The organism is Streptomyces wedmorensis, assembly GCF_000716445.1.
GTDB lineage: Bacteria > Actinomycetota > Actinomycetes > Streptomycetales > Streptomycetaceae > Streptomyces > Streptomyces wedmorensis.
In genome coordinates this window covers 1-25,900 of the sequence record NZ_JNWK01000015.1, presented here as the reverse complement: position 1 = coordinate 25,900, position 25,900 = coordinate 1, and the positions used below count along the sequence as shown (strand labels likewise).

General features: G+C 71.6%; 23 protein-coding genes and 1 riboswitch. Of the genes, 16 read left to right on the top strand and 7 right to left on the bottom strand.

Translation table 11 applies throughout. The annotated features are described in order from the left end of the window. Window positions 1-9: 9 nt before the first annotated feature. Complete coding sequence (locus tag OO54_RS14270) at window positions 10-1,452, top strand: GuaB1 family IMP dehydrogenase-related protein (protein ID WP_026058766.1); 1,443 nt, start codon at window positions 10-12, stop codon at window positions 1,450-1,452. A 459-nt stretch (window positions 1,453-1,911) separates the two neighbouring features. On the opposite strand, the gene OO54_RS14265 is transcribed toward OO54_RS14270, so the two are convergent. Then, window positions 1,912-2,901, bottom strand: a complete 990-nt coding sequence (locus OO54_RS14265; protein ID WP_033203256.1) for a GDSL-type esterase/lipase family protein — start codon at window positions 2,899-2,901, stop codon at window positions 1,912-1,914. Window positions 2,902-3,242: 341 nt separating this feature from the next. On the opposite strand from OO54_RS14265, the gene OO54_RS14260 reads away from it, so the two are divergent. Both OO54_RS14260 and OO54_RS14255 read left to right on the top strand, forming a co-directional pair. Further along, a complete protein-coding gene (locus tag OO54_RS14260; protein ID WP_033203255.1) occupies window positions 3,243-4,724 on the top strand; it encodes an amino acid permease in 1,482 nt (493 codons plus the stop codon). Between the two features lie 10 nt (window positions 4,725-4,734). After that, window positions 4,735-5,190, top strand: coding sequence for an Lrp/AsnC family transcriptional regulator (locus OO54_RS14255; protein ID WP_015032260.1), 456 nt, complete (start codon window positions 4,735-4,737; stop codon window positions 5,188-5,190). A gap of 71 nt (window positions 5,191-5,261) precedes the next feature. Here OO54_RS14255 and OO54_RS14250 read toward each other — a convergent pair whose 3' ends face one another. Continuing rightward, on the bottom strand, window positions 5,262-5,825 hold the full coding sequence (locus OO54_RS14250; protein WP_033203254.1) for a hypothetical protein: 564 nt from the start codon (window positions 5,823-5,825) through the stop codon (window positions 5,262-5,264). Window positions 5,826-6,100: 275 nt separating this feature from the next. Here OO54_RS14250 and OO54_RS14245 point away from each other — a divergent pair, with 275 nt between their 5' ends. Further along, window positions 6,101-6,907: a carbon-nitrogen hydrolase family protein gene (locus tag OO54_RS14245; protein ID WP_033203253.1), complete on the top strand. Its 807-nt coding sequence runs from the start codon at window positions 6,101-6,103 to the stop codon at window positions 6,905-6,907. 57 nt (window positions 6,908-6,964) lie between these two features. Beyond that, window positions 6,965-8,662 (top strand): flavin monoamine oxidase family protein, encoded by a 1,698-nt coding sequence (locus OO54_RS14240; RefSeq protein ID WP_033203252.1) that lies wholly within the window; start codon window positions 6,965-6,967, stop codon window positions 8,660-8,662. 19 nt (window positions 8,663-8,681) lie between these two features. Here OO54_RS14240 and OO54_RS14235 read toward each other — a convergent pair whose 3' ends face one another. The 3 genes from OO54_RS14235 to OO54_RS14225 form a co-directional block, all read right to left on the bottom strand. Next, complete coding sequence (locus tag OO54_RS14235; RefSeq protein ID WP_033203251.1) at window positions 8,682-9,398, bottom strand: DUF5995 family protein; 717 nt, start codon at window positions 9,396-9,398, stop codon at window positions 8,682-8,684. A 73-nt stretch (window positions 9,399-9,471) separates the two neighbouring features. Further along, on the bottom strand, window positions 9,472-10,866 hold the full coding sequence (locus OO54_RS14230; RefSeq protein ID WP_033203250.1) for a uracil-xanthine permease family protein: 1,395 nt from the start codon (window positions 10,864-10,866) through the stop codon (window positions 9,472-9,474). Between the two features lie 132 nt (window positions 10,867-10,998). Next, window positions 10,999-12,219 carry an MFS transporter gene (locus OO54_RS14225; RefSeq protein WP_033203249.1) on the bottom strand — a complete coding sequence of 407 codons (1,221 nt, stop codon included), beginning with the start codon at window positions 12,217-12,219 and terminating at the stop codon, window positions 10,999-11,001. Window positions 12,220-12,338: 119 nt separating this feature from the next. Here OO54_RS14225 and OO54_RS14220 point away from each other — a divergent pair, with 119 nt between their 5' ends. Further along, the gene (locus tag OO54_RS14220; RefSeq protein WP_033203248.1) at window positions 12,339-13,460 is read left to right on the top strand and encodes an ROK family transcriptional regulator; all 1,122 of its coding nucleotides are present in this window, start codon (window positions 12,339-12,341) and stop codon (window positions 13,458-13,460) included. Window positions 13,461-13,476: 16 nt separating this feature from the next. On the opposite strand, the gene OO54_RS14215 is transcribed toward OO54_RS14220, so the two are convergent. Both OO54_RS14215 and OO54_RS14210 read right to left on the bottom strand, forming a co-directional pair. Then, window positions 13,477-14,217 (bottom strand): SDR family oxidoreductase, encoded by a 741-nt coding sequence (locus OO54_RS14215; RefSeq protein ID WP_033203247.1) that lies wholly within the window; start codon window positions 14,215-14,217, stop codon window positions 13,477-13,479. A 132-nt stretch (window positions 14,218-14,349) separates the two neighbouring features. Continuing rightward, the gene (locus OO54_RS14210; protein WP_033203246.1) at window positions 14,350-16,716 is read right to left on the bottom strand and encodes a chitinase C-terminal domain-containing protein; all 2,367 of its coding nucleotides are present in this window, start codon (window positions 16,714-16,716) and stop codon (window positions 14,350-14,352) included. Between the two features lie 243 nt (window positions 16,717-16,959). After that, a riboswitch (FMN riboswitch) is annotated at window positions 16,960-17,089 on the top strand. A gap of 175 nt (window positions 17,090-17,264) precedes the next feature. On the opposite strand from OO54_RS14210, the gene ribD reads away from it, so the two are divergent. The 10 genes from ribD to OO54_RS14160 all read left to right on the top strand — a co-directional run bounded on the left by ribD (window position 17,265) and on the right by OO54_RS14160 (window position 25,806). Next, on the top strand, window positions 17,265-18,338 hold the full coding sequence (gene ribD, locus OO54_RS14205) for a bifunctional diaminohydroxyphosphoribosylaminopyrimidine deaminase/5-amino-6-(5-phosphoribosylamino)uracil reductase RibD (RefSeq protein ID WP_033203245.1): 1,074 nt from the start codon (window positions 17,265-17,267) through the stop codon (window positions 18,336-18,338). Window positions 18,339-18,340: 2 nt separating this feature from the next. Further along, on the top strand, window positions 18,341-18,949 hold the full coding sequence (locus OO54_RS14200) for a riboflavin synthase (protein ID WP_033203244.1): 609 nt from the start codon (window positions 18,341-18,343) through the stop codon (window positions 18,947-18,949). Then, entirely contained in the window at window positions 18,946-19,584 is a 639-nt protein-coding gene (locus OO54_RS14195) for a nicotinamide mononucleotide transporter family protein (protein ID WP_033203243.1), read from the top strand. Before OO54_RS14200 ends, OO54_RS14195 begins: the two co-directional genes overlap by 4 nt. Beyond that, the gene (locus OO54_RS14190; RefSeq protein WP_033203242.1) at window positions 19,581-20,858 is read left to right on the top strand and encodes a bifunctional 3,4-dihydroxy-2-butanone-4-phosphate synthase/GTP cyclohydrolase II; all 1,278 of its coding nucleotides are present in this window, start codon (window positions 19,581-19,583) and stop codon (window positions 20,856-20,858) included. The genes OO54_RS14195 and OO54_RS14190 overlap by 4 nt, the downstream gene beginning before the upstream one ends. Before the next feature lie 29 nt (window positions 20,859-20,887). Beyond that, on the top strand, window positions 20,888-21,373 hold the full coding sequence (ribH, locus tag OO54_RS14185) for a 6,7-dimethyl-8-ribityllumazine synthase (protein WP_033203241.1): 486 nt from the start codon (window positions 20,888-20,890) through the stop codon (window positions 21,371-21,373). Between the two features lie 35 nt (window positions 21,374-21,408). Then, the gene (locus tag OO54_RS14180; protein WP_017242192.1) at window positions 21,409-21,681 is read left to right on the top strand and encodes a phosphoribosyl-ATP diphosphatase; all 273 of its coding nucleotides are present in this window, start codon (window positions 21,409-21,411) and stop codon (window positions 21,679-21,681) included. Window positions 21,682-21,732: 51 nt separating this feature from the next. Continuing rightward, window positions 21,733-22,581, top strand: coding sequence for an ATP phosphoribosyltransferase (hisG, locus tag OO54_RS14175; RefSeq protein ID WP_017242191.1), 849 nt, complete (start codon window positions 21,733-21,735; stop codon window positions 22,579-22,581). Between the two features lie 42 nt (window positions 22,582-22,623). Further along, window positions 22,624-23,076 carry a PH domain-containing protein gene (locus tag OO54_RS14170; protein ID WP_033203240.1) on the top strand — a complete coding sequence of 151 codons (453 nt, stop codon included), beginning with the start codon at window positions 22,624-22,626 and terminating at the stop codon, window positions 23,074-23,076. 274 nt (window positions 23,077-23,350) lie between these two features. Continuing rightward, window positions 23,351-24,727, top strand: coding sequence for a hemolysin family protein (locus OO54_RS14165; RefSeq protein WP_033203239.1), 1,377 nt, complete (start codon window positions 23,351-23,353; stop codon window positions 24,725-24,727). Next, complete coding sequence (locus tag OO54_RS14160) at window positions 24,724-25,806, top strand: hemolysin family protein (protein WP_033203238.1); 1,083 nt, start codon at window positions 24,724-24,726, stop codon at window positions 25,804-25,806. The genes OO54_RS14165 and OO54_RS14160 overlap by 4 nt, the downstream gene beginning before the upstream one ends. Window positions 25,807-25,900 lie beyond the last annotated feature (94 nt).

Here is a 25,900-nt window from a genome sequence, read left to right as displayed (position 1 = left end):
TGTCAGCACGTGCGTTTCCTCAATGACGTCAAGCCGCCCTACGACCTGACGTACGACGATGTCTTCATGGTGCCGAGCCGCTCGGCCGTCGGTTCCCGCCAGGCGGTGGACCTCTCCTCGCCGGACGGAACCGGCACGACGATCCCGCTGGTCGTCGCCAACATGACCGCGATCGCCGGCCGCCGGATGGCCGAGACGGTGGCCCGCCGCGGCGGACTCGTCGTCATCCCCCAGGACATCCCCATCGAGGTCGTCACCGACGTCATCACATGGGTCAAGAGCCGCCACCACGTCCTGGACACCCCGATCGTCCTGGAGCCCCACCAGACCGTCGCCGACGCGCTCTCGCTGCTCCCCAAGCGGGCCCACGACGCCGGTGTCGTCGTCGACGAGAACCGCCGCCCGGTGGGCGTCGTCACCGACGCCGACCTCTCCGGCGTCGACCGCTTCACCCAGCTCTCCGAGGTCATGTCCAGGGACCTGCTGCTCCTGGACGCCGACATCGACCCGCGCGAGGCCTTCAACACGCTCGACGCCGCCAACCGCCGGTACGCCCCGGCCGTGGACGCGGACGGCAAGCTCGTCGGCATCCTCACCCGCAAGGGCGCGCTGCGCGCGACGCTGTACAAGCCCGCCGTCGACAAGGCCGGCAAGCTGCGCATCGCCGCCGCCGTCGGCATCAACGGCGACGTGGCGGGCAAGGCCAAGCAGCTCCTCGACGCGGGCGTCGACACGCTCGTCATCGACACCGCGCACGGCCACCAGGAGTCGATGATCAGCGCGATCCGTACCGTGCGGGCGCTCGACCCGCAGGTCCCGATCGTCGCGGGCAACATCGTCGCCGCCGAGGGCGTCAAGGACCTCATCGAGGCGGGCGCGGACATCATCAAGGTCGGCGTCGGCCCCGGCGCCATGTGCACCACCCGCATGATGACCGGCGTCGGCCGCCCGCAGTTCTCGGCCGTCCTGGAGTGCGCCGCCGAGGCCAAGAAGTACGGCAAGCACGTCTGGGCCGACGGCGGTGTCCGCCACCCGCGCGACGTCGCCATGGCGCTCGCCGCCGGCGCGTCCAACGTCATGATCGGCTCCTGGTTCGCCGGGACGTACGAGTCCCCGGGTGACCTCCAGCACGACGCCCAGGGGCGTGCGTACAAGGAGTCCTTCGGCATGGCCTCGGCCCGCGCCGTCCGGAACCGGACCTCGGACGAGTCCGCCTACGACCGCGCTCGCAAGGGTCTGTTCGAGGAGGGCATCTCCACCTCGCGCATGTTCCTCGACCCGCAGCGTCCGGGCGTCGAGGACCTGATCGACTCGATCATCGCCGGCGTCCGCTCCTCCTGCACCTACGCCGGCGCCAACTCGCTGGCCGAGTTCGAGGACAAGGCCACCATCGGCATCCAGTCCGCCGCCGGCTACGCCGAAGGCAAGCCCCTCCACGCCAGCTGGAGCTAGTCGCTCCACGCCCCAGGGCCCCCGGGACACCACTCCCGGGGGCCCTTCGGCATCCGCCCGCCCGCGTGGCAGCCCTTCCGCCGGGGCGGTGCCCACCCCCGCGCCGCCGCCCCGTTGTGGGCTCCGCCCCCCGGCCCCGCCTCGTTGTGGGCAGTCGTTCCGCTGGGGCGGAACGGGTGGGCACAACGGACGGCGCCCCTTGCCGGGCCCAGGCTTCCGCGCCCGAACCCGCACCAACAGTGCGGTGCGCAACGAGTGCGGGTCCAGGCACAAGGGGCGGAGGCGCCGCCGAGGGCGCCGTCCCGTGTGCCCATCCGTCCCGCCCCAGCGGGACGATTGCCCACACGGGGGGCGAAGGGTACGGCCCGCATGGGCGCAGGCCCACACGGGGGTGGGCGACGGGTACGGCCCGCATGGGTGCCGGCCCACACGGCGGGGCGCGGGCGCAGGGCGCGGGGGTCAGTGGGGGGTGTGGGGGTGGAGGGCCTGGGTGACGGCGGAGGCGATGAGGGCGTGGCCGCGATCGTCGGGGTGAAGCCCGTCGGCGAGGTGCTCGGGGCGGAGCAGCGAGCGGCCGGAGAGGACGTGGAGATGCGCGTCGCCCTCCGCGGCGAGATCGTGGCCCGCCCGCTCCATGGCACGCCGCAGCTGGGTGAGCGTGGTGCCGAGCGCGTTGGGGGTGTGCTCGGCCTCGGGGCGGAGGACGGGGGAGAGGATGAGGAGCGGGGTGGCCGGATGGCCCCGGCGGACGAGCCCGACGAAGGCGCGGACGGTGGCGTAGAGCCAGTCGGCCGTGGCGGGCGCCTTGGACCAGCAGTTCGTGCCGAAGGCGAGCGTGATGGCCTCGCCGGGAAGCCGTGCCAGGTGCTCGGCGAGGGGGAGCTCGCCGCGCGCGCCGCCGGCGTATCCGAGGTTGACCGGGTCGAGGCCGAGGAGGCGGCCGGCCGTGGCGGGCCAGGAGTGGGCGGGGCGGGTCGACCACCAGCCTTCGGTGATGGAGTCGCCGTGCACGAGCCAGCGCGGGCGGGCAGGGGCGGGCGACAGGGCGCCGCCCACGGCGCGCAGGGCGAGCGGCACGGGAGCCTGGCCCTCGGGCAGGTGGACGGCGAAGTCGCCGCCGTGGGCGGGCAGCGGCAGCGTGACGGTGGCCTCGGCGGCCGGGGCGGCGTAGGCCTCGCGGACGAGCCGGGTGCCCTGCCAGAGGGAGAAGCAGTGGCGCAGCGCGGCCAGGGGGTCGTCCGGTCGCGGGACGTCCGCCCGGTAGCGCAGTCGCACCGCGCGCGTGCCGGGCGCGGCCGTGAACTCGATGCGTACGCCGATGGGCAGCGCGGCCCGCGCGGCGATGTCCCAGGGCAGTCGTTCGAGGTCGTCCGGGTCCGCGCGCACGGGTCGCCGTCCGTCCAGCCAGGCCGTGCCGCGCAGGAACGGTGCCGGGTCGAGCCAGCCCACCGGGGCCTCCGATCGTGCGGTCGTCAGGAGCTCGCAGGGTCGGTCATCGGCCCTGAGGAGTCCATACGCGTGCGAGTGCCGGTTCACACCTGATGTGTCGATTCATGCGGGGGAGCGCAATGTTTGCCCGTCTGTGCCCGAAGCGCGCAATGATCATCCGGCACTGCGCAACAACCCTGCATTACGAGTGCGAACCTCTGCCCCTTAGGCTCGTGCCCCGTACCAGGAGTGGCGGCGACCGCCTGCTCGGCGGTTCCGTCCCCCGTGGGCTTGCTCAGTCATGCCCTCGCACCGCCGCGGTCCCCGCTCCGCCCCACAGGCAGCGATAAGGAGCCTCCGCAGTGCTGGATCAAGGCGCAGCCCCGCCGGTCGTCGACACGGCCACCCCGAAGACCTCCGCTCTCGGCGCACTCGTCCGGCGCAAGCCGGTGGAACGCCTGGTCGCGGAGGGTGGGCAGGGTGAGGGCGGCAGCCTCCGCCGCTCGCTTTCCATGTGGCAGCTGACCATGATCAGCATTGGTGCCACGCTCGGCACCGGCATCTTCGTCGTCCTGGGCGACGCCGTTCCGCAGGCCGGTCCCGCGGTCACCGTGGCCTTCGTCATAGCCGGCCTGACCGCGCTCTTCTCGGCCCTCTCGTACGCCGAGCTGGCCGGCACCATCCCGGTCGCCGGATCCTCGTACTCGTACGCGTACGCAACGATGGGCGAACTCGTCGCCTGGGTCTGCGGCTGGTGCCTGGTCCTGGAGTACGGCGTCTCGGTGGCCGCCGTGGCCGTCGGCTGGGGCGAGTACGTCAACGAGCTCCTCGACGGAACCATCGGCGTCACGATCCCCGACGCGCTCTCCTCCGCGCCCGGCGAGGGCGGCATCGTCAACCTGCCGGCCCTGATCGTGGTCCTGCTCGCGATGGTCTTCCTGCTCGGCGGCGCCAAGGAGTCCGCCCGCGCCAACACGATCATGGTCGTGGTGAAGATCGCCGCGCTCGTGCTCTTCTGCACGATCGGCTTCATGGGCTTCAAGTCCGGCAACTACGCCGACTTCATGCCGCTCGGCATGGCCGGCGTGAGCGCCGCCGGTGCCAGCCTCTTCTTCTCGTACATCGGCTTCGACGCCGCCTCCACCGCCGGTGAGGAGGCGAAGAACCCGCAGCGCGACCTGCCGCGGGCGATCATGCTCTCGCTGATCATCGTCACCGCCCTCTACGTCCTCGTCGCCGCAGTGGCCGTCGGCGCGTGGAACTGGAAGAAGTTCGAGGGCTCCGAGGCCTCCCTCGCGGCGATCATGAACGACGTCAGCGGCCAGACCTTCTGGGGCACCCTGCTCGCCGCCGGCGCCGTCATCTCCATCGCGAGCGTCGTCCTGACCGTCCTCTACGGCCAGACCCGTGTGCTCTTCGCGATGTCCCGCGACGGTCTCGTCCCGAAGGTCTTCGGCAAGGTCAGCACCAAGACCGGCACCCCCCGCGTCAACACGGTCATCGTCTCGCTCTTCTGCGGCATCCTCGCCGCCTGCATCCCGCTCGGCGAGCTCGTCGACGCGACCAGCATCGGCACGCTCTTCGCCTTCGCCCTGGTCAACATCGCGGTGATCATCCTCCGCAAGACCCGCCCGACCATGGACCGCACCTTCAAGGTGCCGCTGGGCTGGACCTTCCCCATCCTCGGCTTCGGCTTCTGCGTCTACAACATGTTCAGCCTCGGCACCACCACCTGGGTGGTCTTCGGTTGCTGGATGGCCGCCGGGCTCGTGTTCTACTTCCTGTACGGCATGCGCCGCTCCCGACTGGCCACCGCAGCGTCAGCAGCATCAGCAGAGAAGTGATCCACCCGTAGTGCGACTCAACGACCTCGACGAACGCATCGTCCACGCCCTCGCGGAGGACGCCCGCCGCAGCTACGCCGACATCGGCTCGCTCGTAGGTCTCTCCGCGCCCGCCGTGAAGCGGCGCGTGGACCGGCTCCGGGCGGAGGGCGCCATCACCGGCTTCACCGTACGGGTGGACCCGGCGGCGCTCGGCTGGGAGACCGAGGGGTTCGTCGAGATCTACTGCCGCCACAACACCTCGCCGGACGACATCCGGCGGGGTCTGGAGCGGTATCCCGAGGTGGTGTCCGCGTCGACCGTCACCGGTGACGCGGACGCCGTCGTACAGGTCTTCGCCTCGGACATGCGCCACTTCGAGCGGGTCCTGGAGCGCATCGCGGGCGAGCCGTTCGTGGAGCGCACCAAGTCGGTCCTGGTGCTGTCGCCGCTGCTGCGCCGCTTCTCCTCGGGCTCGCCCGCCTAGGTCCTGTCGATGAGCCGCGGGGGCGGTGCAAGCCGTGGTTCCCGTACCGTCCCCGCGGCCGTCGCGGGTGACTACTCGGTCGGGTAGTCGAGCTGCCAGGGCAGCACCTTGAAGTCGCCGGTGCCGGGCAGGACCTTCTCGAAGGGGGCGGAGCTCAGGCACGGCGGAACCTCGAGGTCCGTGTCCCGCCCGACCCAGCTGTAGCCCAGGCGGTCGCGCTTGCCGTCGTCGTGCACCGAGACCCCGACGCGCTTGTTCCGGAAGGCGTCCAGGTCGGTCTCGATCACCTTGCCCGTCACCACGGCGACCTTGCCGCCCGTGGTGAGGCAGTCGACCTTCGCCACCGCGTAGCCGCCCTTGCCGTCCTTGTAGTGGCTGACCCGGAAGGTGCCGGTCGCGGCCTGCGGATCCGTGTTGTCCTTCGCCGCCAGGTGCGCGTCGAAGGAGAACGTGATGTCGTCCCCGGCCGGCCGGTACAGCTTGGCGGTGCCGGTCAGCGCGGCGGCCTCGCGGACCACCGGCCGCCCGTCCGCGCCGGGCGCGGCGAAGTCGGCCATGGCGACGGCCGAGCCGCCCGCCCCCACGGTCAGCAGCAGGGCGAAGCCCACGGCGGCGATCTTCGTACGGCGGTTCATGATGGGGTCCTTTCGGCAGGTCAACCGGACGACCACCACTCTTCCGGCCGGCTCGCCGCCGGACGTCGGGCCGGGGGAGGGTTCGCGTCTCCGCCGCGCGGCGGGGAAGGCGTACGCCCGGGGGCGGAACCCCGCGCAACGAATCGCCGCCGACCCGCGCAATCGCGCAACGCTTCGACGGTCGGTCCGCAACGCTCCCGCCTTGTCCGGACGGAGCCCGAAACCGTACCGTTTTTGACGTCTTCCCCTTGTACTCCGACCCCCGAGGATCGCTGATGCCCGCGCTGCGCACCGCCCTGCTCCAGAGCTCCGGTGAGCTCGGTGACGTGGCCGCCAACATCAAGATCCTCGACGAGGCGGCCGCCCGTGCCGCGGCCGCCGGAGCGGACCTGCTGCTCGCCCCCGAGCTCTTCCTCACCGGGTACGCGATCGGCGCCGACATGGCGCGCCTGGCCGAGCCGGTCGACGGGCCCTCCTCCCGGGCCGTCGCCGCCGTCGCCGTACGCCACGGACTGGCCGTGGGCTACGGCTACCCGGAGCGGGACACCGAGCGGCACGGGGTCCTGTACAACGCGGCCCAGCTGATCGGAGCCGACGGGGCCCCGCTCGCGAACTACCGCAAGACGCACCTCTTCGGCGACTTCGAGGCGACCTGGTTCACCCCCGGTGACCAGGCCGTCGTCCAGGCCGAGCTCGGCGGACTCACCGTCGGCCTGATGATCTGCTACGACGTCGAGTTCCCGGAGAACGTGCGGGCGCAGGCGCTGGCCGGCACGGACCTCCTCCTCGTGCCGACCGCGCTCATGCACCCCGCCGAGGTCGTGCCCCTGTCCGTGGTGCCGGTCCGCGCCTTCGAGAACCAGCTGTACATCGCGTACGCCAACCGGACCGGCCCCGAGGGGGACTTCGAGTTCGTCGGCCTCTCGACGCTGGCCGGCCCCGACGGCACCGCCCGCGCCCGTGCCGGGCGCGGCGAGGACCTCGTCCTCGGCGACGTCGACCCGGCCTTCCTCGCGGCCTCCCGCAAGGAGAACCCCTACCTCCGCGACCGGCGCCCGGGCCTCTACGGCTCCCTCGTCTGAGCCGCCCCCACAGCTTCCCGCCTCATCTCTTTTTTCCGTGCAAGGAGTCCGTACCCCATGACGTCCACGGTGCCCACGACCGCCGTCCCCCACAGCGACGGCCAGCCGCCGATCACCATGTTCGGTCCGGACTTCCCGTACGCCTACGACGACTTCCTGGCCCACCCGGCCGGACTCGGCCAGATACCGGCGACCGAGCACGGCACCGAGGTCGCGGTCATCGGAGGCGGTCTCTCCGGCATCATCGCCGCGTACGAGCTGATGAAGATGGGCCTCAAGCCCGTCGTCTACGAGGCCGACCAGATCGGCGGCCGACTGCGCACCGTGGGCTTCGAGGGCACCGCCACCGAGGGCCTGACCGCCGAGATGGGCGCCATGCGCTTCCCGCCCTCCTCGACCGCGCTCCAGCACTACATCGACCTGGTCGGTCTGGAGACCACGCCCTTCCCGAACCCGCTGGCCGAGTCGACCCCGTCGACCGTCGTCGACCTCAAGGGCGAGTCGCACTACGCCACCACCGTCGACGACCTGCCGCAGGTCTACCGCGACGTGATGAACGCGTGGAACGCCTGTCTCGACGAGGGCGCCGACTTCTCCGACATGAACCAGGCCATGCGCGAGCGCGACGTCCCGCGCATCCGCGAGATCTGGTCGAAGCTCGTCGAGAAGCTCGACAACCAGACCTTCTACGGCTTCCTCTGCGAGTCGGAGGCCTTCAAGTCCTTCCGCCACCGCGAGATCTTCGGCCAGGTCGGCTTCGGCACCGGCGGCTGGGACACCGACTTCCCGAACTCCATCCTGGAGATCCTCCGCGTCGTCTACACCGAGGCCGACGACCACCACCGCGGCATCGTCGGCGGCTCGCAGCAGCTGCCGCTGCGCCTGTGGGAGCGCGAGCCGGGGAAGATCATCCACTGGGAGCAGGGCACCTCGCTCAGCTCCCTGCACGAGGGCGCCCCGAAGCCGGCCGTGACCCGGCTGAACCGGACCGCCGGCAACCGCATCACGGTCACCGACGCCTCCGGCGACATCCGCACCTACCAGGCGGCGATCTTCACCGCCCAGTCCTGGATGCTGCTCTCCAAGATCGCCTGCGACGACTCGCTCTTCCCGATCGACCACTGGACGGCGATCGAGCGCACCCACTACATGGAGTCGTCGAAGCTCTTCGTGCCCGTGGACCGGCCGTTCTGGCTGGACAAGGACGAGGAGACCGGCCGCGACGTCATGTCGATGACGCTGACCGACCGGATGACCCGCGGCACGTACCTGCTCGACGACGGCCCGGACAAGCCGGCCACCATCTGCCTCTCGTACACCTGGTGCGACGACAGCCTGAAGTGGCTGCCGCTCTCCGCGAACGAGCGGATGGAGGTCATGCTGAAGTCGCTCGGCGAGATCTACCCGAAGGTCGACATCCGGAAGCACATCATCGGCAACCCGGTGACGGTCTCCTGGGAGAACGAGCCCTACTTCATGGGCGCCTTCAAGGCCAACCTGCCCGGCCACTACCGCTACCAGCGGCGCCTGTTCACGCACTTCATGCAGGACCGGCTGCCCGAGGACAAGCGGGGCATCTTCCTCGCGGGCGACGACATCTCCTGGACGGCCGGCTGGGCCGAGGGCGCGGTGCAGACGGCGCTCAACGCGGTGTGGGGCGTGATGCACCACTTCGGCGGCTCCACCGACGCCACCAACCCCGGTCCGGGCGACGTGTACGACGAGATCGCCCCGGTCGAGCTGCCGGAGGACTGATCCGGCGTACGGAGCGAGGTCAGGGCCTGGTGAGGGGCGTCAGCAGCATCCGCCCCACCAGGCCCACCGACCGGTCGAGGCGCTCCGTGAACTCCGCCGCGAGCTCGGGCAGCCCGCGCAGCTGCCAGAGCGAACGGGCGGCGAGCCAGGCTCCGTCCCGGGCCCGGTCCAGGCTCCAGCAGCCGAGCAGATGCGTCAGCGGGTCCGCGATCTCCAGGAGGTCCGGGCCCGGCATCAGTTCTTCCCGGATGCGCTCCTCCAGGAGGACCAGGATGTCGCCGACCCGGTCGAACTCGTCCTCCAGGTCGGTGGGCGCGCAGTCCAGGATCCGGCAGGCGTCGACCACCGCGAGGGCCAGGTCGTGGCCGATGTGCGCGTTGATCCCGGCCAGCGCGAACTGCAGCGGCCGTACGCCGGGATGGCGCCGGTAGTGGAAGAGCGGCCGCCAGCAGGCGGGCGCGGGGATGCCGGTGGCGACCGCGTCGACCGCGGCAAGGTACCGCTCGGCGAACCGCACGTCGAGCGTGGCGGCCGCCCGCCGGTCGGCGAAGGTGCCGGCCTCGATGGCGTGGCCGATCTCCTCGGTGACGGTCAGATAGACCCGGTTGAAGACGGCGACCCCGTCGGCCGGATGCCAGGCCGAGCGGAGTGACCGCATCCGGTCCACCACGGGGTCGACCGCGAGGAACGGCCCGAGTCGCTCGCTCCGCTGTCCGATCTGCTGGGTCTGCGCCATGGGGGCAGGCTCCCAGGCGCCGGGCCCGGGAGGGAACCTCCCGGGCCCGGCTTACCCAGAACGGGCGAATCACTCAGTTCTTCGACGTGCCGTCCGCGCTCGTCTCGTACGAGCTGGTGCCGGAGTCCAGGAGCGGCTCCTGCTCCTTCAGATGGGCCGGGGCGAAGGCCCGCAGCACGTGGTAGCCGGTGATGACGACGATCGTGCCGAGCGCGATGCCGCCCAGCTCGAAGCTGTCGGTGAAGGTCAGCTTCACGCCGCCGACGCCGATGATGATGCCGGCGGCGGCCGGGACCAGGTTGAGCGGGTTGCGCAGGTCGACCTTGGCGTTGATCCAGATCTGGGCGCCGAGCAGGCCGATCATGCCGTACAGGATCACGGTGATGCCGCCGAGGACACCGCCGGGGATGGCGGCGACGACGGCGCCGAACTTGGGGCAGAGGCCGAAGAGGAGCGCGAAGCCGGCCGCGGCCCAGTAGGCGGCGGTCGAGTAGACCCGGGTGGCGGCCATGACGCCGATGTTCTCGGAGTACGTGGTGTTCGGCGGGCCGCCCACGGCGGTCGACAGCATCGAGGCGGCTCCGTCGGCGGCGATCGCGGTGCCGAGCTTGTCGTCCAGGTTGTCGCCGGTCATCTCGCCGACGGCCTTGACGTGGCCGGCGTTCTCCGCGATCAGCGCGATGACCACCGGCAGCGCGACCAGGATCGCGGACCACTCGAAGCTCGGTCCGTGGAAGGACGGCAGGCCGATCCAGTCGGCCTCGGAGACGCCGGAGAGGTCGAGCCGCCAGTGGTCGGTGACCTGGCCGGACGGTGACATCGAGTGGATCTTGCCGAAGACCAGGTCGAGGATCCAGGATATGGCGTAGCCGAAGACCAGGCCGAGGAAGATCGCGATCCGGGACCAGAAGCCGCGCAGGCAGACCACGGCGAGACCGGTGAACAGCATCACCAGCAGCGCCGTCCACTGGTCCTGCGGCCAGTAGGTGGAGGCGGTGACCGGGGCCAGGTTGAAGCCGATCAGCATCACGACGGCGCCGGTCACGATCGGCGGCATCGCCGCGTGGATGATCCGCGCGCCGAACTTCCGCACCGCCAGACCCGCCAGGAAGAGCACCGCGCCGACGACCAGGACCGCCCCGGTCACGGTGGCGCTGGTGCCGCCGGAGGCGCGGATCGCGGCGGCGACGCCGACGAAGGAGAGCGAGCAGCCCAGGTACGACGGGACGGTGCCGCGGGTCGCCAGGAGGAAGATCGCGGTCGCGACACCGGACATCATGATCGCGAGGTTCGGGTCGAGGCCCATCAGGACCGGAGCCACGAACGACGCCCCGAACATCGCCACGACGTGCTGGGCGCCGAGCCCGACCGTACGGGGCCAGGAGAGCCGTTCGTCCGGCCGGACGACGGCTCCCGGAGCGGGTGTTCTCCCGTCGCCGTGCAGGGTCCAGCGCACGCCGAGGTTCATGAGGTCGCTCCCGTTCTCCGGTTCAGGCGGCCGTGTCGTGGCCGCAAAAGATCAGCCACATGCTATGCGCCACACCCGGCGGAGTCGTTCGACCGCTGCCCGGGAGCGGTCGTACGCGCGCACGGCAGGGCCCTATCCCACCGGCCCGGAGCTCTTCGCGGGCGCGGCCGCGGGCGTCGCCGACGCCGTCTCCCGCCCGCCGGTCCTGAGCACGCCCGCGCCGAGCACGAGGCCGAAGGCGAGCAGCGTGACCAGACCGAAGGAGAACACCAGCGAGGTCGCGTCGGCGATGCCGCCGATCGCCGAGGGCGCGATGAGCCCCGAGGTGTACGTGATGGTGGCGACGCCGGCGATGGCCTGGCTGGGGTTCGGGCCGCTGCGTCCGGCCGCGGCGAAGGCGAGCGGGACGACGACCGCGATCCCGAGCCCGATGAGGCCGAAGCCGGCCATCGCGACGGCGGCGTGCGGAGCGAGGACCACCATGAGCCCGCCGAGGGTGGCGACGGCGCCCCCGACCCGTACCGTACGGACCGCGCCGAACCGGTCCACCACCCGGTCGCCGACCAGCCGCGCCACGGCCATCGTCAGGGCGAAGGCGGTGGTGGAGGCGGCCGCGAGCCCGGCCGAGCTGCCCAGCTCGTCCCGCAGGTAGACCGCCGACCAGTCCAGGCTGGCGCCCTCGGCGAACACCCCGCAGAAGCCGACGGCGCCGATGATCAGTGCCGACTTCGGCGGCAGCGAGAAGCGCGGTGGCGGCTCCTCGTCCGGGGTGCTGCGCACGTCCAGGACGCCCTGGCAGAAGACCAGGCCGAGCGCGGTGAGGACGAGGGCGGCGATCAGGTGGTGGATCCGGGCGTCGCCGCCGAGGTGGGCCGCAACGGTGCCGGCGGCCGACCCGAGCAGGGCGCCCACGCTCCACATGCCGTGCAGGCTCGACATGATGGACTTGCCGAGCCGGGTCTCGGTCTCGACGCCGAGCGCGTTCATCGCCACGTCGGACATGCCCGCGGTCGCCCCGTACACGAAGAGCGCGCCGCACAGCCCCCAGACGTTCGGGGCGAGCGACGGCAGGATCAGCGCGAGCGTCCAGAGGGTGAGCAGGCCGCGCAGCGCCGTGCGGGCGCCGAAGCGGTGGGAGACGGCCCCGGCCAGCGGCATCGCGAGGGAGGCGCCGAGCGCGGGGAAGGCGAGCGCGAGCCCGAGCTGACCGGCGCTCACGCCCGCGTGCTCCTGGATCCAGGGGATCCGGGTCGCGAAGCTGCCGGTGACCGAGCCGTGGACGCAGAAGACGGCGGCGACGGCGAAGCGCGCCCGCCGCAGGCGTTCGGTGCTGGTGACGGTCTCTGCCGCCATGGGCCCCTCCCCGTGTCGTGGTGTGTCGCGTAAACTATCAGGAACCCTGCCTGATAAATAGTGCGCGGGGTGCTTCCGGGCCGGATCGAGCCCGGGGACGAGTCTGAGAGGATCGCCCCATGGCCGCATCCCCGAGCACCGCACGGGCCATCAACGACCGGTCCGCCCTGCGCCTGCTCCAGGACGAAGGTCCGTTGACGGCCACTCAGCTCAAGACGCTCACCGGACTCTCCCGCCCGACCGTCGCCGACCTCGTCGAGCGGCTCCAGGGATCCGGCCTCGTCCACGTCGTGGGGGAGGCCGGAGCGGAGCGCCGCGGCCCCAACGCCAAGCTGTACGGGATCGTCGCCGACCGCGCCCACCTCGCCGCCCTGGACGTCCGGACCCGCTCGGTCTCCGTCACCGTCGCCGACCTCCTCGGCACCACGCTCGCCGAGGCCACCGCGCCCGTCGGCGACGACGGGACGGGCTCCGCCGTCGAGAAGGCGGTCGCCCTCCTGGAGCGGACCGTCGCGGAGGCCGGCGCCGACCGGCTCCACAGCGTCGCCGTCGGCGCCCCCGGTCTCATCGACCCCGCCACCGGCGAACTGCGCGACTCCTCGGGGCTCCCCGCCTGGCACCGCCGGCTCGTCGGCGTGCTCCAGGAACGGCTGCCCGCCCACGTCCTCGTCGAGAACGAGACCAACCTCGCCGCCGTCGCCGAACTCCGCGAGGGCGCGGCCCGCGACCGCGACGACTTCGTCCTGCTCTGGCTCGGCCAGGGCGTCGGCGCCGCCGTCGTCCTCGACGGACGGCTGCGCCGCGGAGCCTCCGGCGGCGCCGGCGAGATCGGCTTCCTCCCCGTGCCGGGCACCTCCGGCCTCCCCTCCGCCACCGGCTGCGACGGCGGCTTCCACGAGCTGGCCTGCGCCGCCGCCGTCGCCTCCCTCGCCGCCGCCCACGGCCTCGACCCGGCCGACGCGCTCACCTCCGGCCACGGCCCCTTCCTCGACGCCCTCGCCCGCCGCCTCGCCGTCGGCGCGGCCGCAGTCGTCTCCGTCCTCGACCCGGGCTGTGTGGTCCTGGCCGGGGAGACCGGCCACCAGGGCGGCCCCGGCCTCGCCGCGCGCGTGGAGGCCGACCTCGCGGCACTCTCCCCCCTGCGCACGGAGGTCCGCGCCACGGCCCTCGGTGACGCGGCGGTCCTCCGGGGCGCCCTGCTCCGAGCGCGGGACGCGGTCCAGGAGGAGCTGTTCCCCTAGGGCTTGTCCGGCGGGATCAGGGGTTGAGGCGGCGCGCGAGGAACTCCTCGAAGGTCGTTCGGCCCACCGCCCGTTCCGGTGCCAGATGGAGACCGTGGCGCAGCCCCTGGTACACGCGGCCCGGCAGTGGCACCTCCACCAGGCGGCGCCGGCGCCCGGTCGCCCGCAGATAGGCGTGGGCCAGTTCCGTGAAGGTGAGGATCGCCGGACCGCCCATGTCCTCCACCCGGCCCGCCGGTGGCCGCACGGCCAGCTCGGCGAGGCGTGCGGCCGCCTCCGTGACCTCCAGTGGCTGGTCCCGGACATCCTTGGGGAGCAGCATCACGGGCGGCTTCGCGAGGCCCTGGAGCAACTGCAGGATCAGGTCGTGGAACTGGGTGGCGCGCAGCAGGGTCCACGGGATGCCGGAGGAGCGGATCATGCGCTCCACGGCGTATTTGGTCCGGTAGTAGCCGAGGGGAACCCGGTCGACGCCGACGATCGAGATGTACACCAGGTGCGGCACCCGGGCCCGCCGCGCGGCGTCGATCAGGACGCGGGCCGCGTCCTTGTCGCCGCGGAGGATGTTGCTGCAGTGGACGACCGCGTCCACCCCGTCGACCGCCCGGTCGAGCAGTGGTCCGCCCTGCCGCAGGTCGACGGCGTAGGGCGGCGAGTGCCGGCTGAGCACCCGGACCTCGTGGCCGTCCGCGCGCAGTCGCTCGCAGACGGGCCGGCCGAGGGTTCCCGTGCCGCCGGTCACCAGGATCGTGCTCATGGCTTCAGCCTGACCGCTCGGGAGCGGGAACGCGACCGCGCCGCGCCCCGGACAGGGGGGCGCGGCGCGGTGGGGCCCGGCGGCGGGCAAGGGCCGTGAGCGCCGCCGCCGGGGGGATTCAGGGGGTGGGGATCAGCAGGCGCCGAGGTCCTTCCAGACACCCCAGTCGCCGGTGGTGCCCGGCGTCTCGTTCTGGGTCCACCACTGGGCCTTGTACTTGCGGCCGTTGTGGGAGACCTCGTTGCCGGCGTTGTAGATGGTGCCCGCCACGTACGCCGGAGCGGTGCAGCCCGTGGGCGGCGTCGTCGGAGGCGTGGTGGGGGGAGTCGTCGGCGGGGTGGTGGGCGGGGTCGTCGGCGGCGTGGTGGGCGGGGTGGTGGTGCCCGGCTCCACGACCGTCGTACCGCGCGCCAGGTCGCCGGCGAGGGCGTACGTGGTGCCGTTGATGTTCACCGTCCAGTTGGAGGGGGTGGACACCGGCAGGTAGTAGTTGAACGCCAGGTCGACGGTCGCGCCCGGGGCCAGCGACTGCCAGGCGGGGAGCTTCAGGGAGACGCGGTGGAAGTCGCCCTTCAGTCCGCCGACGTTGTTGCCCGTGTGGTCGCTGCTGATGACCTTGGTGCCGAAGCCGGACTGGTCGGAGGCGTTGGCCGGGGCCGAGGTGCCGTAGTCGAACTGGAACTCGGTGCCGCCGGGCAGCGTCGCCGCCGTGTTGTTGGTGATCTTGATCTTCGGCGTGATCGGGTAGTTCGAGTCGCCCAGCTTGAACTCGGTGAACTGGGCGTCGATCTTCACGGCCTGGGTCGGCAGCGTCGCGTTGGACTTCTTCGCGCCGTACGGGGCGGCCGCCTTGAACTTGTCGTACATCAGCGAGGTGAGCGTGGAGCCCATCTCGTACTGGCCCTTGGTCGCGTTCCAGCCGTAGTCGCCGGCCATCTCCCAGACCATCGTGCCGCCGATGCCCTTGCTGACCACGTAGTCGGCCTTGGCGGCCACCGACTGCTCGTCCTCGGTGGAGAGGAAGACCTTCTTCTGCGCGTTCCACAGCCACGGCGCGACCAGAGTCGAGTCGTACTTGCGGGCGTAGGTGCCGGTCAGGGCGGTGTTCGCCGGGAAACCGTACTGGGTGACGTAGTCGCCGACGATCCCCTTCTCGAGGTTCTTGGCGTGCCACATCGGGTTGGAGCCGGCCGGCGACTCGACGCCGTTGGTGTCCTTGTCGTGCCACAGGTTGTCGATGCCCGTGGCGCCGTCACCGCACTTGGTCAGACCGGCGCCGGCGGGGCAGGTGGTCGCGGAGGCCTTGCCCCACAGACCGTCGGTGCCGCCCTGCACGTTCTTGTGGCCGCGGGTGTAGTACGGCAGGCCGATGTTGATGCGGCCGGCCGGCATCGAGCCGCGGAAGTAGTGGTACGCCCAGTCGGTGTTGAGGTAGCCGATGCCGCCGTACTGGGAGGAGCCGTAGACGTTGGCGGCGGCGAGCTCGCCGTCCTTGCCGTCGTCGAAGAGCGAGGCGTTGGGGCCGACGTACTCGTTCCAGGCGCCGTGGAGGTCGTACGACATGATGTTGACGTAGTCCAGATACCTCTGCATCTGGAAGGTCTCCATGCCGCGCAGCAGGTAGCCGGAGGAGGGGGCGGCGACGGTGAGCATGTAGTGCTTGCCGTCGGTGGCGCCGGCCGTGTCCAGCTTCTCGCGCAGGGACTTCATGAGGGCCGCGTAGCCCTGCACGAGTCCGGCGCGGCGGGCGTTGGCGAGCTGCCAGTCGAGCGGGTTTCCGGCGTCCTTCATGGTCGTCGGGTACTCGTAGTCGATGTCGACGCCGTTGAAGCCGTACTTCCGGATGAAGTCGACGGCCGAGGTGGCGAAGGTGTCGATCCCGGCCTGGTTGACCGAACCGTCGGCGTTGGTGGCCATCGAGTAGAAGCCACCGGAGTTGACCCGGTCGCCGTTGTCCGCGAAGTAGCCGCCGGTCTCCGCCCAACCGCCGACCGAGATCAGCGTCTTGACGTTCGGGTGCTGCTTCTTGAACTTGTTGAGCAGGTTGAAGTGGCCCTTGTAGGCGTACGCCGGGTCCATCTCGGCGCCCGCGACACCGGGCCAGGTCATCCCGGTGGCGGCGTTGTCCGGGCCGTCGGTGCCGACGGACAGTTTGTTGTCGCCGCCGATGTGGCCGAAGGCGTAGTTGACGTGGGTGATCTTCTCCCACGGGATGTCCTTGGCCAGGTACGCGGGCTGGCCGTTCTTGCCGGTCCGCCAGCCGGTGAAGTAGCCGATGACGCGGCGCTGGTGGTCGGCGCCCATCTTCTCGCGGCCCTCGGTGTCGTAGACCGAGCAGTAGGGGACGTCGACGCCCGGGGTCTTGTAGAGCCCGTCGGGGCGACAGGACTCGTTGTCGGCCGCGTACGAGACGCCGCCGGCCAGCGAGCTGAGCAGCAGTCCGGCGACGGCCGCGCCGGAAGCGAGCAGCGACGCTCTCTTCGTGGTGGGGGACAACACGATCGGTTCCTCCTGGGGAGGTTGAGCAAACACAACGAACAAGGGGGTGGGTCGTGTTGGGCCCGTGGAGTGCGCACGCCGGCGGACCGTTACCTCTGAGGTGACACGGAGATTAAGAGGACTAGACCAGTGCGTCAATAGGTCTGGACCATGGAAGGTGTTCATGGGATGCTGTGAGCCAGCCCACAGGGACTCGACCACATGCCTCGCGGCGTCCGTGGCACACTGGCCCTGTATCAGCAGCAGCGCACTCCGGGGTCGGTGTAATTCCGAACCGGCGGTATAGTCCGCGACCCGTCCGCAGCCAGCGGCCGGTTGACCAGGTGAGATTCCTGGACCGACGGTGAAAGTCCGGATGGGAGGCAGTGCGCGGCGGGTGACCCCTCTCAGGGGTGTGCCGGCCGTATGTCCGCTGGTCGCCGTATCGCAACAGATCGGCGTACCCGCGAGGACACGGCCTCCGGCGCACCCTGCGCGAGGCGTCCCACCCGCTCTCTGTCGTCATCGACAGGCCCCGGAGTCCGTGCCCGAAGAGGCAGGAGGACCCGGTGGCCCAGCAGGCCGACATCACCGCCATGCGACGCGCCGTCGAGCTCGCCGCACGCGGTCTCGGCGCGACCAGCCCCAACCCCGTCGTAGGCTGCGTCATCACCGACGCCTCCGGCCACCAGGTCGGCGAAGGCTGGCACCAGCGCGCCGGCGGCCCGCACGCCGAGGTCCACGCCCTGCGCGAGGCCGGCGTCCTGGCCCGCGGCGGCACCGCGTACGTCACCCTCGAACCCTGCAACCACACCGGCCGCACCGGCCCCTGCGCCCAGGCCCTCATCGAGGCCGGCGTCAGCCGCGTCGTCTACGCGGTCGGCGACCCGAACCCGCAGGCCACCGGCGGCGCCGACACCCTGCGCGAGGCCGGCGTCACCGTCGAGCAGGGCCTCCTGGAGGACGAGGCGGACGCCGTCAACACCGCCTGGCTCACCTCGGTGCGCCGCGGCCGCCCCTTCGTCCGCTGGAAGTACGCCGCCACCCTCGACGGCCGCATCGCCGCCGCCGACGGCACCTCCCGCTGGATCACCTCCGCCGAGTCCCGCGCCGACGTCCACCGGCTGCGCGCCGAGGCCGACGCCGTCGTGGTCGGCTCCGGCACCGCCCGCGCCGACGACCCCCATCTGGCGGTACGCGGCATCGACGAGGCCGTACAGCCGCTGCGGGTCGTCGTCGACACCGAGGCGACCGCCGTGAAGCCCGGCGCCCGGATCCTCGACGACGCCGCACCCACCCTCATCGCGATCGCCGAGGACGCCGAGACCACGCTCACCGAGGTCGTACGCCTCCCCAGGGCGGCGCGCGGCCTCTCCGTCCCCGCCCTCCTGGACGCCCTGCACGCGCGCGGCGTCCGCTCCGTCCTCCTCGAAGGCGGCCCCACCCTCGCGGGCGCCTTCGTCGCGGCGGGCGCCGTCGACCAGGTCGTCGGCTACCTCGCCCCCGTCCTCCTCGGCGCAGGACCCCAGGCACTCGCCGACGCAGGAATCAGCACCATCACCGAAGCGTTGCGGCTCGACATCACCGAGACCGTCCGCATCGGCCCCGACCTCCGCATCACCGCCACCTTCAAGGGAGCCTGACCGTGTTCACCGGAATCGTCGAAGAACTGGGAGAGGTCGTCGCCGTCGAGCAGCTGGAGGACGCCTCCCGCTTCCGACTGCGCGGCCCCCTGGTCACGGAAGGCGCCCAGCACGGCGACTCCATCGCCGTCAACGGTGTCTGTCTCACGGTCGTCGAGTTCGGCGACGGCGAGTTCACCGCCGACGTCATGGCCGAGACCCTGAAGCGGTCCAGCCTCGGCGCCCTCGACGTCGGCTCCCGGGTGAACCTGGAGCGCCCCATGGCCGTCGGCGGCCGCCTCGGCGGCCACATCGTCCAGGGCCACGTCGACGGCACCGGCACCATCCTCGACCGCACCCCCTCCGAGCACTGGGAGCTCGTCAAGGTCGGCCTGCCCGCCCACCTCTCCCGGTACGTCGTCGAGAAGGGCTCGATCACGGTCGACGGCGTCAGCCTCACCGTCGTCGAGGTCGCCGACGACTGGTTCACCATCAGCCTCATCCCCACCACGCTCGACCTGACCACGCTCGGCATCAAGCGCTCCGGCGACCCGGTCAACCTCGAAGTGGACGTCATCGCCAAGTACGTCGAGCGGCTGCTCGGCACCGACGCCAAGGAGAACGGGAAGTGAACTGGCTCAACTCCGAGGCGTTCACCGTCCTCGACCAGCACATCCTGTGGTCCGACATGATCGGCAACACGATCGGTCTGATCGCCCTCGCGCTCGGCTGGCGCCGGTCCATATGGACCTGGCCCGCCCAGTTCCTCTCGGGCGTCATCCTCTTCGTCGCCTTCGCCGCCGGACACCTCTCCGGCAGCGCCGGCAAGCAGGTCGTCGTCATGCTCGTCGCCGCCTGGGGCTGGATGCAGTGGAACCGCGGCCGCCAGGGCGCCCAGGACGGCTCCATCGCCGTCCGCTTCGCCACCTGGCGTGAGCGCGGCCTCCTGGTCGGCGGCGCCGCCCTCGGCACCGTCGCCGTCGCGATGCTCTTCACCGCCTTCCCGAAGCTGTCCTGGGACCCGTGGCCCGACGCGTACATCTTCGTCGGCACCATCGTCGCCATGTACGCCCAGTCGCGCGGCATGGTCGAGTTCTGGTTCGCCTGGCTGCTCGTCGACCTGGTCGGCGTCCCGCTGAACTTCGCCAACGGCTACGCCTTCTCCGGCTTCGTCTACGTCATCTACGGCGCGCTCGTCCTGTGGGGCATGCGCGACTGGTGGCTGCGCTCCCGCAGCACCACCGTCCTGGAAGGAGCACACGCATGAACGCGCATCACCTCTGGGACGCCACCGACCTCGCCCTCGACCCCGTCGAGCAGGCCATCCGGGACATCGCGGCCGGCCGCCCCGTCGTCGTCGTCGACGACGAGGACCGCGAGAACGAGGGCGACCTCGTCATCGCCGCCGAGAAGGCGACCCCCGAGATCGTCGCCTTCATGATGAGCGAGTGCCGCGGCCTGATCTGCGCACCCATGGAGGAGGACGAGCTGGAGCGCCTCCACCTCCCGCAGATGGTCGAGAACAACACCGAGTCGATGCGGACGGCCTTCACCGTCTCCGTCGACGCGAGCCCGGCGCACGGCGTCACCACCGGCATCTCCGCCGCCGACCGCGCCACCACCCTGCGGATGCTGGCGAGCGGCAGCCACGAGCCGTCCGACTTCGTGCGCCCCGGCCACATCTTCCCGCTCCGCGCCAAGCCCGGCGGCGTCCTCGTCCGCAACGGCCACACCGAGGCCGCCGTCGACCTCGCCCGCCTCGCGGGCCTCCGCCCGGCCGGCGCGATCGTCGAGATCGCCGGCGAGGACGGCGTCATGCTGCGACTCCCGGAACTGGTCCCCTTCGCCCGCAAGCACGGCCTCACGATCATCTCCATCGAGGACCTGATCGCCTACCGGCGCTCCGCCGAGCCGACCGTCCGCCGCGAGGCCGAGGTCCGGCTCCCCACCGCGCACGGCGACTTCACCGCGTACGGCTACCGTTCCACCGTCGACGGCGTCGAGCACGTCGCCCTCGTCCACGGCGAGATCGGCGACGGCGAGGACATCCTCGTCCGGGTCCACTCCGAGTGCCTGACCGGCGACATCTTCCAGTCGCAGCGCTGTGACTGCGGCCCCCAGCTGCACGCCTCCATGGACCGCATCACCGAGGCCGGCCGCGGCGTCGTCGTCTACCTGCGGGGCCACGAGGGCCGCGGCATCGGACTGCTCTCGAAGCTGCGCGCGTACGAGCTTCAGGAGCGCGGCCGCGACACCCTCGACGCCAACCTGGAGCTCGGCCTGCCCGCCGACGCCCGCGACTACGCGGCCGGCGCGCAGATCCTCGCCGACCTGGGCGTCCGCAGCCTGCGCCTGATGACCAACAACCCCGACAAGATCCAGGCCCTCACCCGCCACGGCCTCACGGTCGAGGGCCGCGAGCCCATGCCGGTCACGGCCGGCGAGCACAACCTCGGCTACCTGCGCACCAAGCGGGACCGGATGGGCCACGACCTGCCCTGGCTGGACGGCTCCCCGGCCTCCACCTGCGGCAACCAGTAATCACGTACGTACGACCGGCTAGGAGAATCATGAGCGGCAAGGGCGCACCCGTCCTCAGCGTGAAGAACTGCGGCGACCTCCGCGTCGCGGTCATCGCGGCCCAGTGGCACGAGAAGATCATGGACGGCCTCGTCGACGGCGCCCTGCGCGCCCTCGGCGAGCTCGGCATCGACGAGCCGACGCTGCTGCGCGTCCCCGGCAGCTTCGAGCTCCCCGTCGTGGCGAAGGTGCTCGCCGGGCGGGGCTACGATGCCATCGTGGCGCTCGGCGTCGTGATCCGCGGCGGAACGCCGCACTTCGAGTACGTGTGCCAGGGCGTCACCCACGGCCTCACCCAGGTCTCGATCGACACCGGCGTACCCGTCGGATTCGGCGTCCTCACCGTCGACACCGAGGAGCAGGCCCTGGACCGGGCCGGCCTCGAAGGATCCAACGAGGACAAGGGCCACGAGGCCGTGACCGCCGCCGTCGCCACCGCGACCACGCTGCGCACAGTGAGCGAGCCCTGGCGCTAGGCACGCGACCTTCACCCCGTACTCTTAGGACCATCATGGCGAACAAAACCTTCGAAGAGCTCTTCGCCGAGCTCAGGCTCAAGGCCGAGACCGGCGACCCGGCCACCTCCCGCACCGCGGAACTGGTGGGCAAGGGCGTCCATGCCATCGGCAAGAAGGTCGTCGAGGAGGCCGCCGAGGTCTGGATGGCAGCCGAGTACGAGGGCAAGGAAGCCGCCGCCGAGGAGATCTCGCAGCTGCTCTACCACGTCCAGGTGATGATGGTCGCCCGCGGGATCTCGCTCGACGACGTCTACGCCCACCTCTGAGCACACCCGTCCCACAGTCCCCGAAACTCCCAGGCAAAGGAAGCTCATCCCATGCTGCGCATCGCCGTCCCCAACAAGGGTTCCCTCTCCGGACCTGCGTCGGCAATGCTCCATGAGGCCGGCTACCGCCAGCGCAAAGAGTCCAAGGAACTCGTGGTCATCGACCCCGACAACGAGGTCGAGTTCTTCTACCTGCGGCCGAAGGACATCGCGATCTACGTCGCGTCCGGGAAGCTGGACATCGGCATCACCGGCCGTGACCTGCTCCTGGACTCCGGCGCCAGCGCCGAGGAGATCCTCCCGCTGAACTTCGGCCGCTCCACCTTCCGTTACGCCACCCGCCCGGGCACCGCGAACGGCCCCGAGGACTTCGGCGGCATGACGATCGCCACCTCCTACGAGGGCATCGTCGCCAAGCACCTCGCCGACCAGGGCATCGACGCCTCCGTCGTCCACCTCGACGGCGCCGTCGAGACCGCGATCCAGCTGGGCGTCGCCCAGGTCATCGCTGACGTCGTGGAGACCGGCACCAGCCTGCGCAACGCCGGTCTCGAGGTCATCGGCGAGCCGATCCTGACCTCCGAGGCCGTCGTCGTCCGCCGCCACGGCGCCTCGGACGACCACCCGCAGGTCCAGCAGTTCCTCCGCCGCCTCCAGGGCGTCCTCGTCGCCCGCTCGTACGTGATGATGGACTACGACTGCCGCGCCGAGCACCTGGAGCAGGCCGTCGCCCTCACCCCGGGCCTGGAGTCGCCGACCGTCTCCCCGCTGCACAACGAGGGCTGGGTCGCGGTCCGCGCGATGGTCCCCGCCAAGGAGGCGCAGCGGATCATGGACGACCTGTACGAGATCGGCGCCCGCGCCATCCTCACCACCGCGATCCACGCCTGCCGCCTCTGACGGTCCGGCCCGCACATCCCACCAGGCACTGAGGAACCCCCGATGTCCCAGCCGACGACGCCCGCACTCCCGGTCACCTTCCGTCCCGGGCGCACCCGGGCCGTCCTGCTGACCATGAGCGCGGCGATGTTCGTGGTCGTCACCGGCGTCGCGCTGATGCTGGAGCGGCTGGGACCGGGGGAGCGCGTCAGCTTCGTCTTCACCGCCGCGCTGCTCTCCGGGGTCCTCGTCCTGCTGAGCCGGCCCAAGGTCGTCGCAGACGACGAGGGCGTCACGGTCGTCAACATCACCAGGACCCGGCGCCTCGCCTGGGCGGAGATCCTCAAGGTCAACCTCCGCCCCGGCGACCCCTGGGTCTTCCTCGACCTCAGCGACGGCACCAGCATGCCCGCGCTCGGCATCCAGCCCGGCATCGCCAAGGAAGCGGCGATCCGTGACGCGCGCGCCCTGCGCGCCCTGGCCGAGAGCCGCGGGACGGTCGCGGAAGGGGCCTGACCCCCCTCGGACCCCTGCTCGTACCCGCGTTCCGGCAGGCGGATCACCAGGGAAGCACCCCGATCCGTCCCCCATCCGGGGCCGACCCCCTGCCCCTCGGGGCGTTCACGTGACTACTCTGGAGACGGTGGTGCCGAGCGGCACCACCGTCTCGCGTGTGCAGGGCCGCTGCCGCGGCCCGCGAGACCACCCTTCGACCCGAGGAGTGACTCCCTCCAGCAATGGACGGATCGTCCGGTAGTACCCGCGCCGCCCCCTCCCAGGAGGCGGCGGCATGATCATCTCCCTTCTGCTGCTCTGCGCGGCCTTCGTCCTGATCCTCGCCAACGGCTTCTTCGTGGCCGCCGAGTTCGGCCTCGTGACCGTCGAGCGGGCCGAGGCCGAACGGGCCGCGGCCGCCGGTGACCGGCGCGCCCGCACCGTCGTCAGCGCGCTGCGCGAGCTCTCCTTCCAGCTGTCCGGCACCCAGCTCGGCATCACCATCACCTCGCTCGTCGTCGGCATGCTCGCCGAGCCCGCGCTCGCCGGACTGCTGCACGGGCCGCTCACCGCCACCGGACTGCCCCCAGGGGCCGTCTCCGGCATCGCGGTGGTGATCGGGATGCTGCTCGCCTCCGCCGTCCAGATGGTCGTCGGCGAACTCGTACCGAAGAACTGGGCGGTCTCCCGGCCGCTCCAGGTCGCCCGCTTCGTGGCCACCCCGCAGCGCCGCTTCTCCGCCCTCTTCCGGCCGGTGATCGCCCTGCTCAACCGCGTCGCCAACCGCCTGGTCCGGCTCCTGGGCGTCGAGCCCACCGACGAGCTCGACTCCGTCCGCACCCCCGGCGAGCTCGTCTCGCTCGCCCGGCACTCCGCGCTGGCCGGCACGCTCGAACAGGACACCGCCGACCTCTTCGTACGGACCCTGTCCCTCGGCGGCCTCACCGCCGAGCAGGTCATGACCCCGCGCGTGAAGGTGAGCGCCCTCCAGTGGGGCGCCACCGCGGCCGACGTCCTCAACCTCACCCGGGCCACCGGCCTCTCGCGCTTCCCGGTCTACCGCGACCGCATCGACGAGGTCGTCGGCATGGTCCACCTCAAGGACGCGCTGGCCGTCGCCCCGCACGCCCGGCTGCGCACCCCCGTCGGCCGGATCGCGGTCCCGCCGCTCCTCGTCCCCGGGACGCTGCCCGTGCAGACCCTCCTGGAGCGGCTGCGCCGCGAACAGCCGATCGCCGTGGTCGTCGACGAGTACGGCGGCACCGCCGGCGTCGTCACCCTGGAGGACATCGTCGAGGAACTCGTCGGCGAGGTCCGCGACGAGCACGACACCGTCGCCGACGGCCGCCCCGAACTGGCCGCCGCCCCCGCCGAGGACGGCCGCGCCGCCTGGGAGGCCGACGGCTCCTGCCGGGTCCACACCCTGCGCCGGATAGGCCTCGACGTACCCGACGGGCCGTACGAGACGGTCGCCGGCCTCGTCGCCGACCTCCTCGGACGGATCCCCGCCGCGGGCGACCGGGCCGAACTGCCCGGCTGGCGCCTCTCGGTGCGCCAGGTCGACCGCTACCGTGCCGAGCGCGTCCGGATCGTCCGTACGGAACCCGACCCGGACGCGGACCCCGTCGGGTCCTCCGCCACCGCCCCGCTGGTCACGGGAGGCGCCCGATGAGCACCCTGCAACTCCTCTTCGCCGTGCTCCTTGTCCTCGCCAACGGCTTCTTCGTCGGCGCCGAGTTCGCGCTCGTCTCCGTGCGGCGCAGCCAGATCGAGCCGCTCGGCGGCGCCCGCGCCAAGCGGGTCCTGTACGGTCTCGAGAACCTGCCGCAGATGATGGCGGCCGCGCAGTTCGGCATCACGGTCTGCTCGCTGACGCTCGGCGCCGTCGCCGAGCCGACCGTCGCCCACCTCCTAGAACCCGTCTTCCACTCGGTCGGGGTACCGGAGCCGCTGATCCACCCGCTCGGCTACGTCATCGCGCTCGCCGCGGTCGTCTTCCTCCACCTCGTCATCGGCGAGATGGTGCCGAAGAACCTGGCGATGGCCGCGCCGGAGCGGACCGCGCTCTGGCTCGCCCCCGGCCTGGTCGGTTTCGCCCGGCTCTGCAGGCCGGTGACGACCGCGCTCGGCGCCTGCGCCCGGCTGGTCCTGCGGGCGTTCAAGGTCGAGCCGAAGGACGAGGTGGAGGCGGTCTTCACCAGCGCCCAGCTCGGCCGGCTCGTCGAGGACGCGGGACAGGCCGGACTGCTCGACCCGGTCGAGCAGGAACGCCTCGAAGACGCCCTGGAGCTGGGCAGCCGCCCCGTGACGGACGTCCTCATCGCCCCGGCGTCCCTCGTCACCGTCCCGCCGTCCGTCACCCCGCGCGAGATCGAGGAGCTCACCGTACGGACCGGCTACTCCCGCTTCCCGGTCCGCGCCGGGGCCCATCACACCTTCATGGGCTTCGTGCACGTCAAGGACGTCCTCGACCTAGAGGAGCGGGAGCGGGCGGTGCCACAGCGGCTCTGGCGGCCGATGGCGACGCTCCGCGCCGAGCTGCCGCTCGACGACGCCCTCACCGTGATGCGCCGCGCCGCCACCCACCTGGCGCAGGTCGCGGACGGCTCCGGCCGGGTCCTCGGCCTCGTCGCCCTGGAAGACGTCCTGGAGATGCTGGTCGGCGAGGTCCGCGACCCCGCCCACCGCGTACAGCCGGCCGCCCCGGCGACCGCCGGCCGCCAGGCCGTGTCAGGGGGGATCAGGGCCTAGGTGTATTGATCACGAGCGTTGTTGACACTGGTCTGGTCTTGAACATGGCGAAGACCTCCGGTGTGGTGGGAGCTGTCTAGGAACTCACCTCACG

Excerpts from the sequence above, each read along its gene's own strand:
- OO54_RS14250 (WP_033203254.1), bottom strand. The coding sequence starts at position 5,825 with ATGAACCGCCGTACGAAGATCGCCGCCGTGGGCTTCGCCCTGCTGCTG.
- OO54_RS14245 (WP_033203253.1), top strand. The coding sequence starts at position 6,101 with ATGCCCGCGCTGCGCACCGCCCTGCTCCAGAGCTCCGGTGAGCTCGGT.
- OO54_RS14240 (WP_033203252.1), top strand. The coding sequence starts at position 6,965 with ATGACGTCCACGGTGCCCACGACCGCCGTCCCCCACAGCGACGGCCAG.
- OO54_RS14235 (WP_033203251.1), bottom strand. The coding sequence starts at position 9,398 with ATGGCGCAGACCCAGCAGATCGGACAGCGGAGCGAGCGACTCGGGCCG.
- OO54_RS14230 (WP_033203250.1), bottom strand. The coding sequence starts at position 10,866 with ATGAACCTCGGCGTGCGCTGGACCCTGCACGGCGACGGGAGAACACCC.
- OO54_RS14225 (WP_033203249.1), bottom strand. The coding sequence starts at position 12,219 with ATGGCGGCAGAGACCGTCACCAGCACCGAACGCCTGCGGCGGGCGCGC.
- OO54_RS14220 (WP_033203248.1), top strand. The coding sequence starts at position 12,339 with ATGGCCGCATCCCCGAGCACCGCACGGGCCATCAACGACCGGTCCGCC.
- OO54_RS14215 (WP_033203247.1), bottom strand. The coding sequence starts at position 14,217 with ATGAGCACGATCCTGGTGACCGGCGGCACGGGAACCCTCGGCCGGCCC.
- OO54_RS14190 (WP_033203242.1), top strand. The coding sequence starts at position 19,581 with ATGAACGCGCATCACCTCTGGGACGCCACCGACCTCGCCCTCGACCCC.
- ribH (WP_033203241.1), top strand. The coding sequence starts at position 20,888 with ATGAGCGGCAAGGGCGCACCCGTCCTCAGCGTGAAGAACTGCGGCGAC.
- OO54_RS14180 (WP_017242192.1), top strand. The coding sequence starts at position 21,409 with ATGGCGAACAAAACCTTCGAAGAGCTCTTCGCCGAGCTCAGGCTCAAG.
- hisG (WP_017242191.1), top strand. The coding sequence starts at position 21,733 with ATGCTGCGCATCGCCGTCCCCAACAAGGGTTCCCTCTCCGGACCTGCG.
- OO54_RS14170 (WP_033203240.1), top strand. The coding sequence starts at position 22,624 with ATGTCCCAGCCGACGACGCCCGCACTCCCGGTCACCTTCCGTCCCGGG.
- OO54_RS14165 (WP_033203239.1), top strand. The coding sequence starts at position 23,351 with ATGATCATCTCCCTTCTGCTGCTCTGCGCGGCCTTCGTCCTGATCCTC.
- OO54_RS14160 (WP_033203238.1), top strand. The coding sequence starts at position 24,724 with ATGAGCACCCTGCAACTCCTCTTCGCCGTGCTCCTTGTCCTCGCCAAC.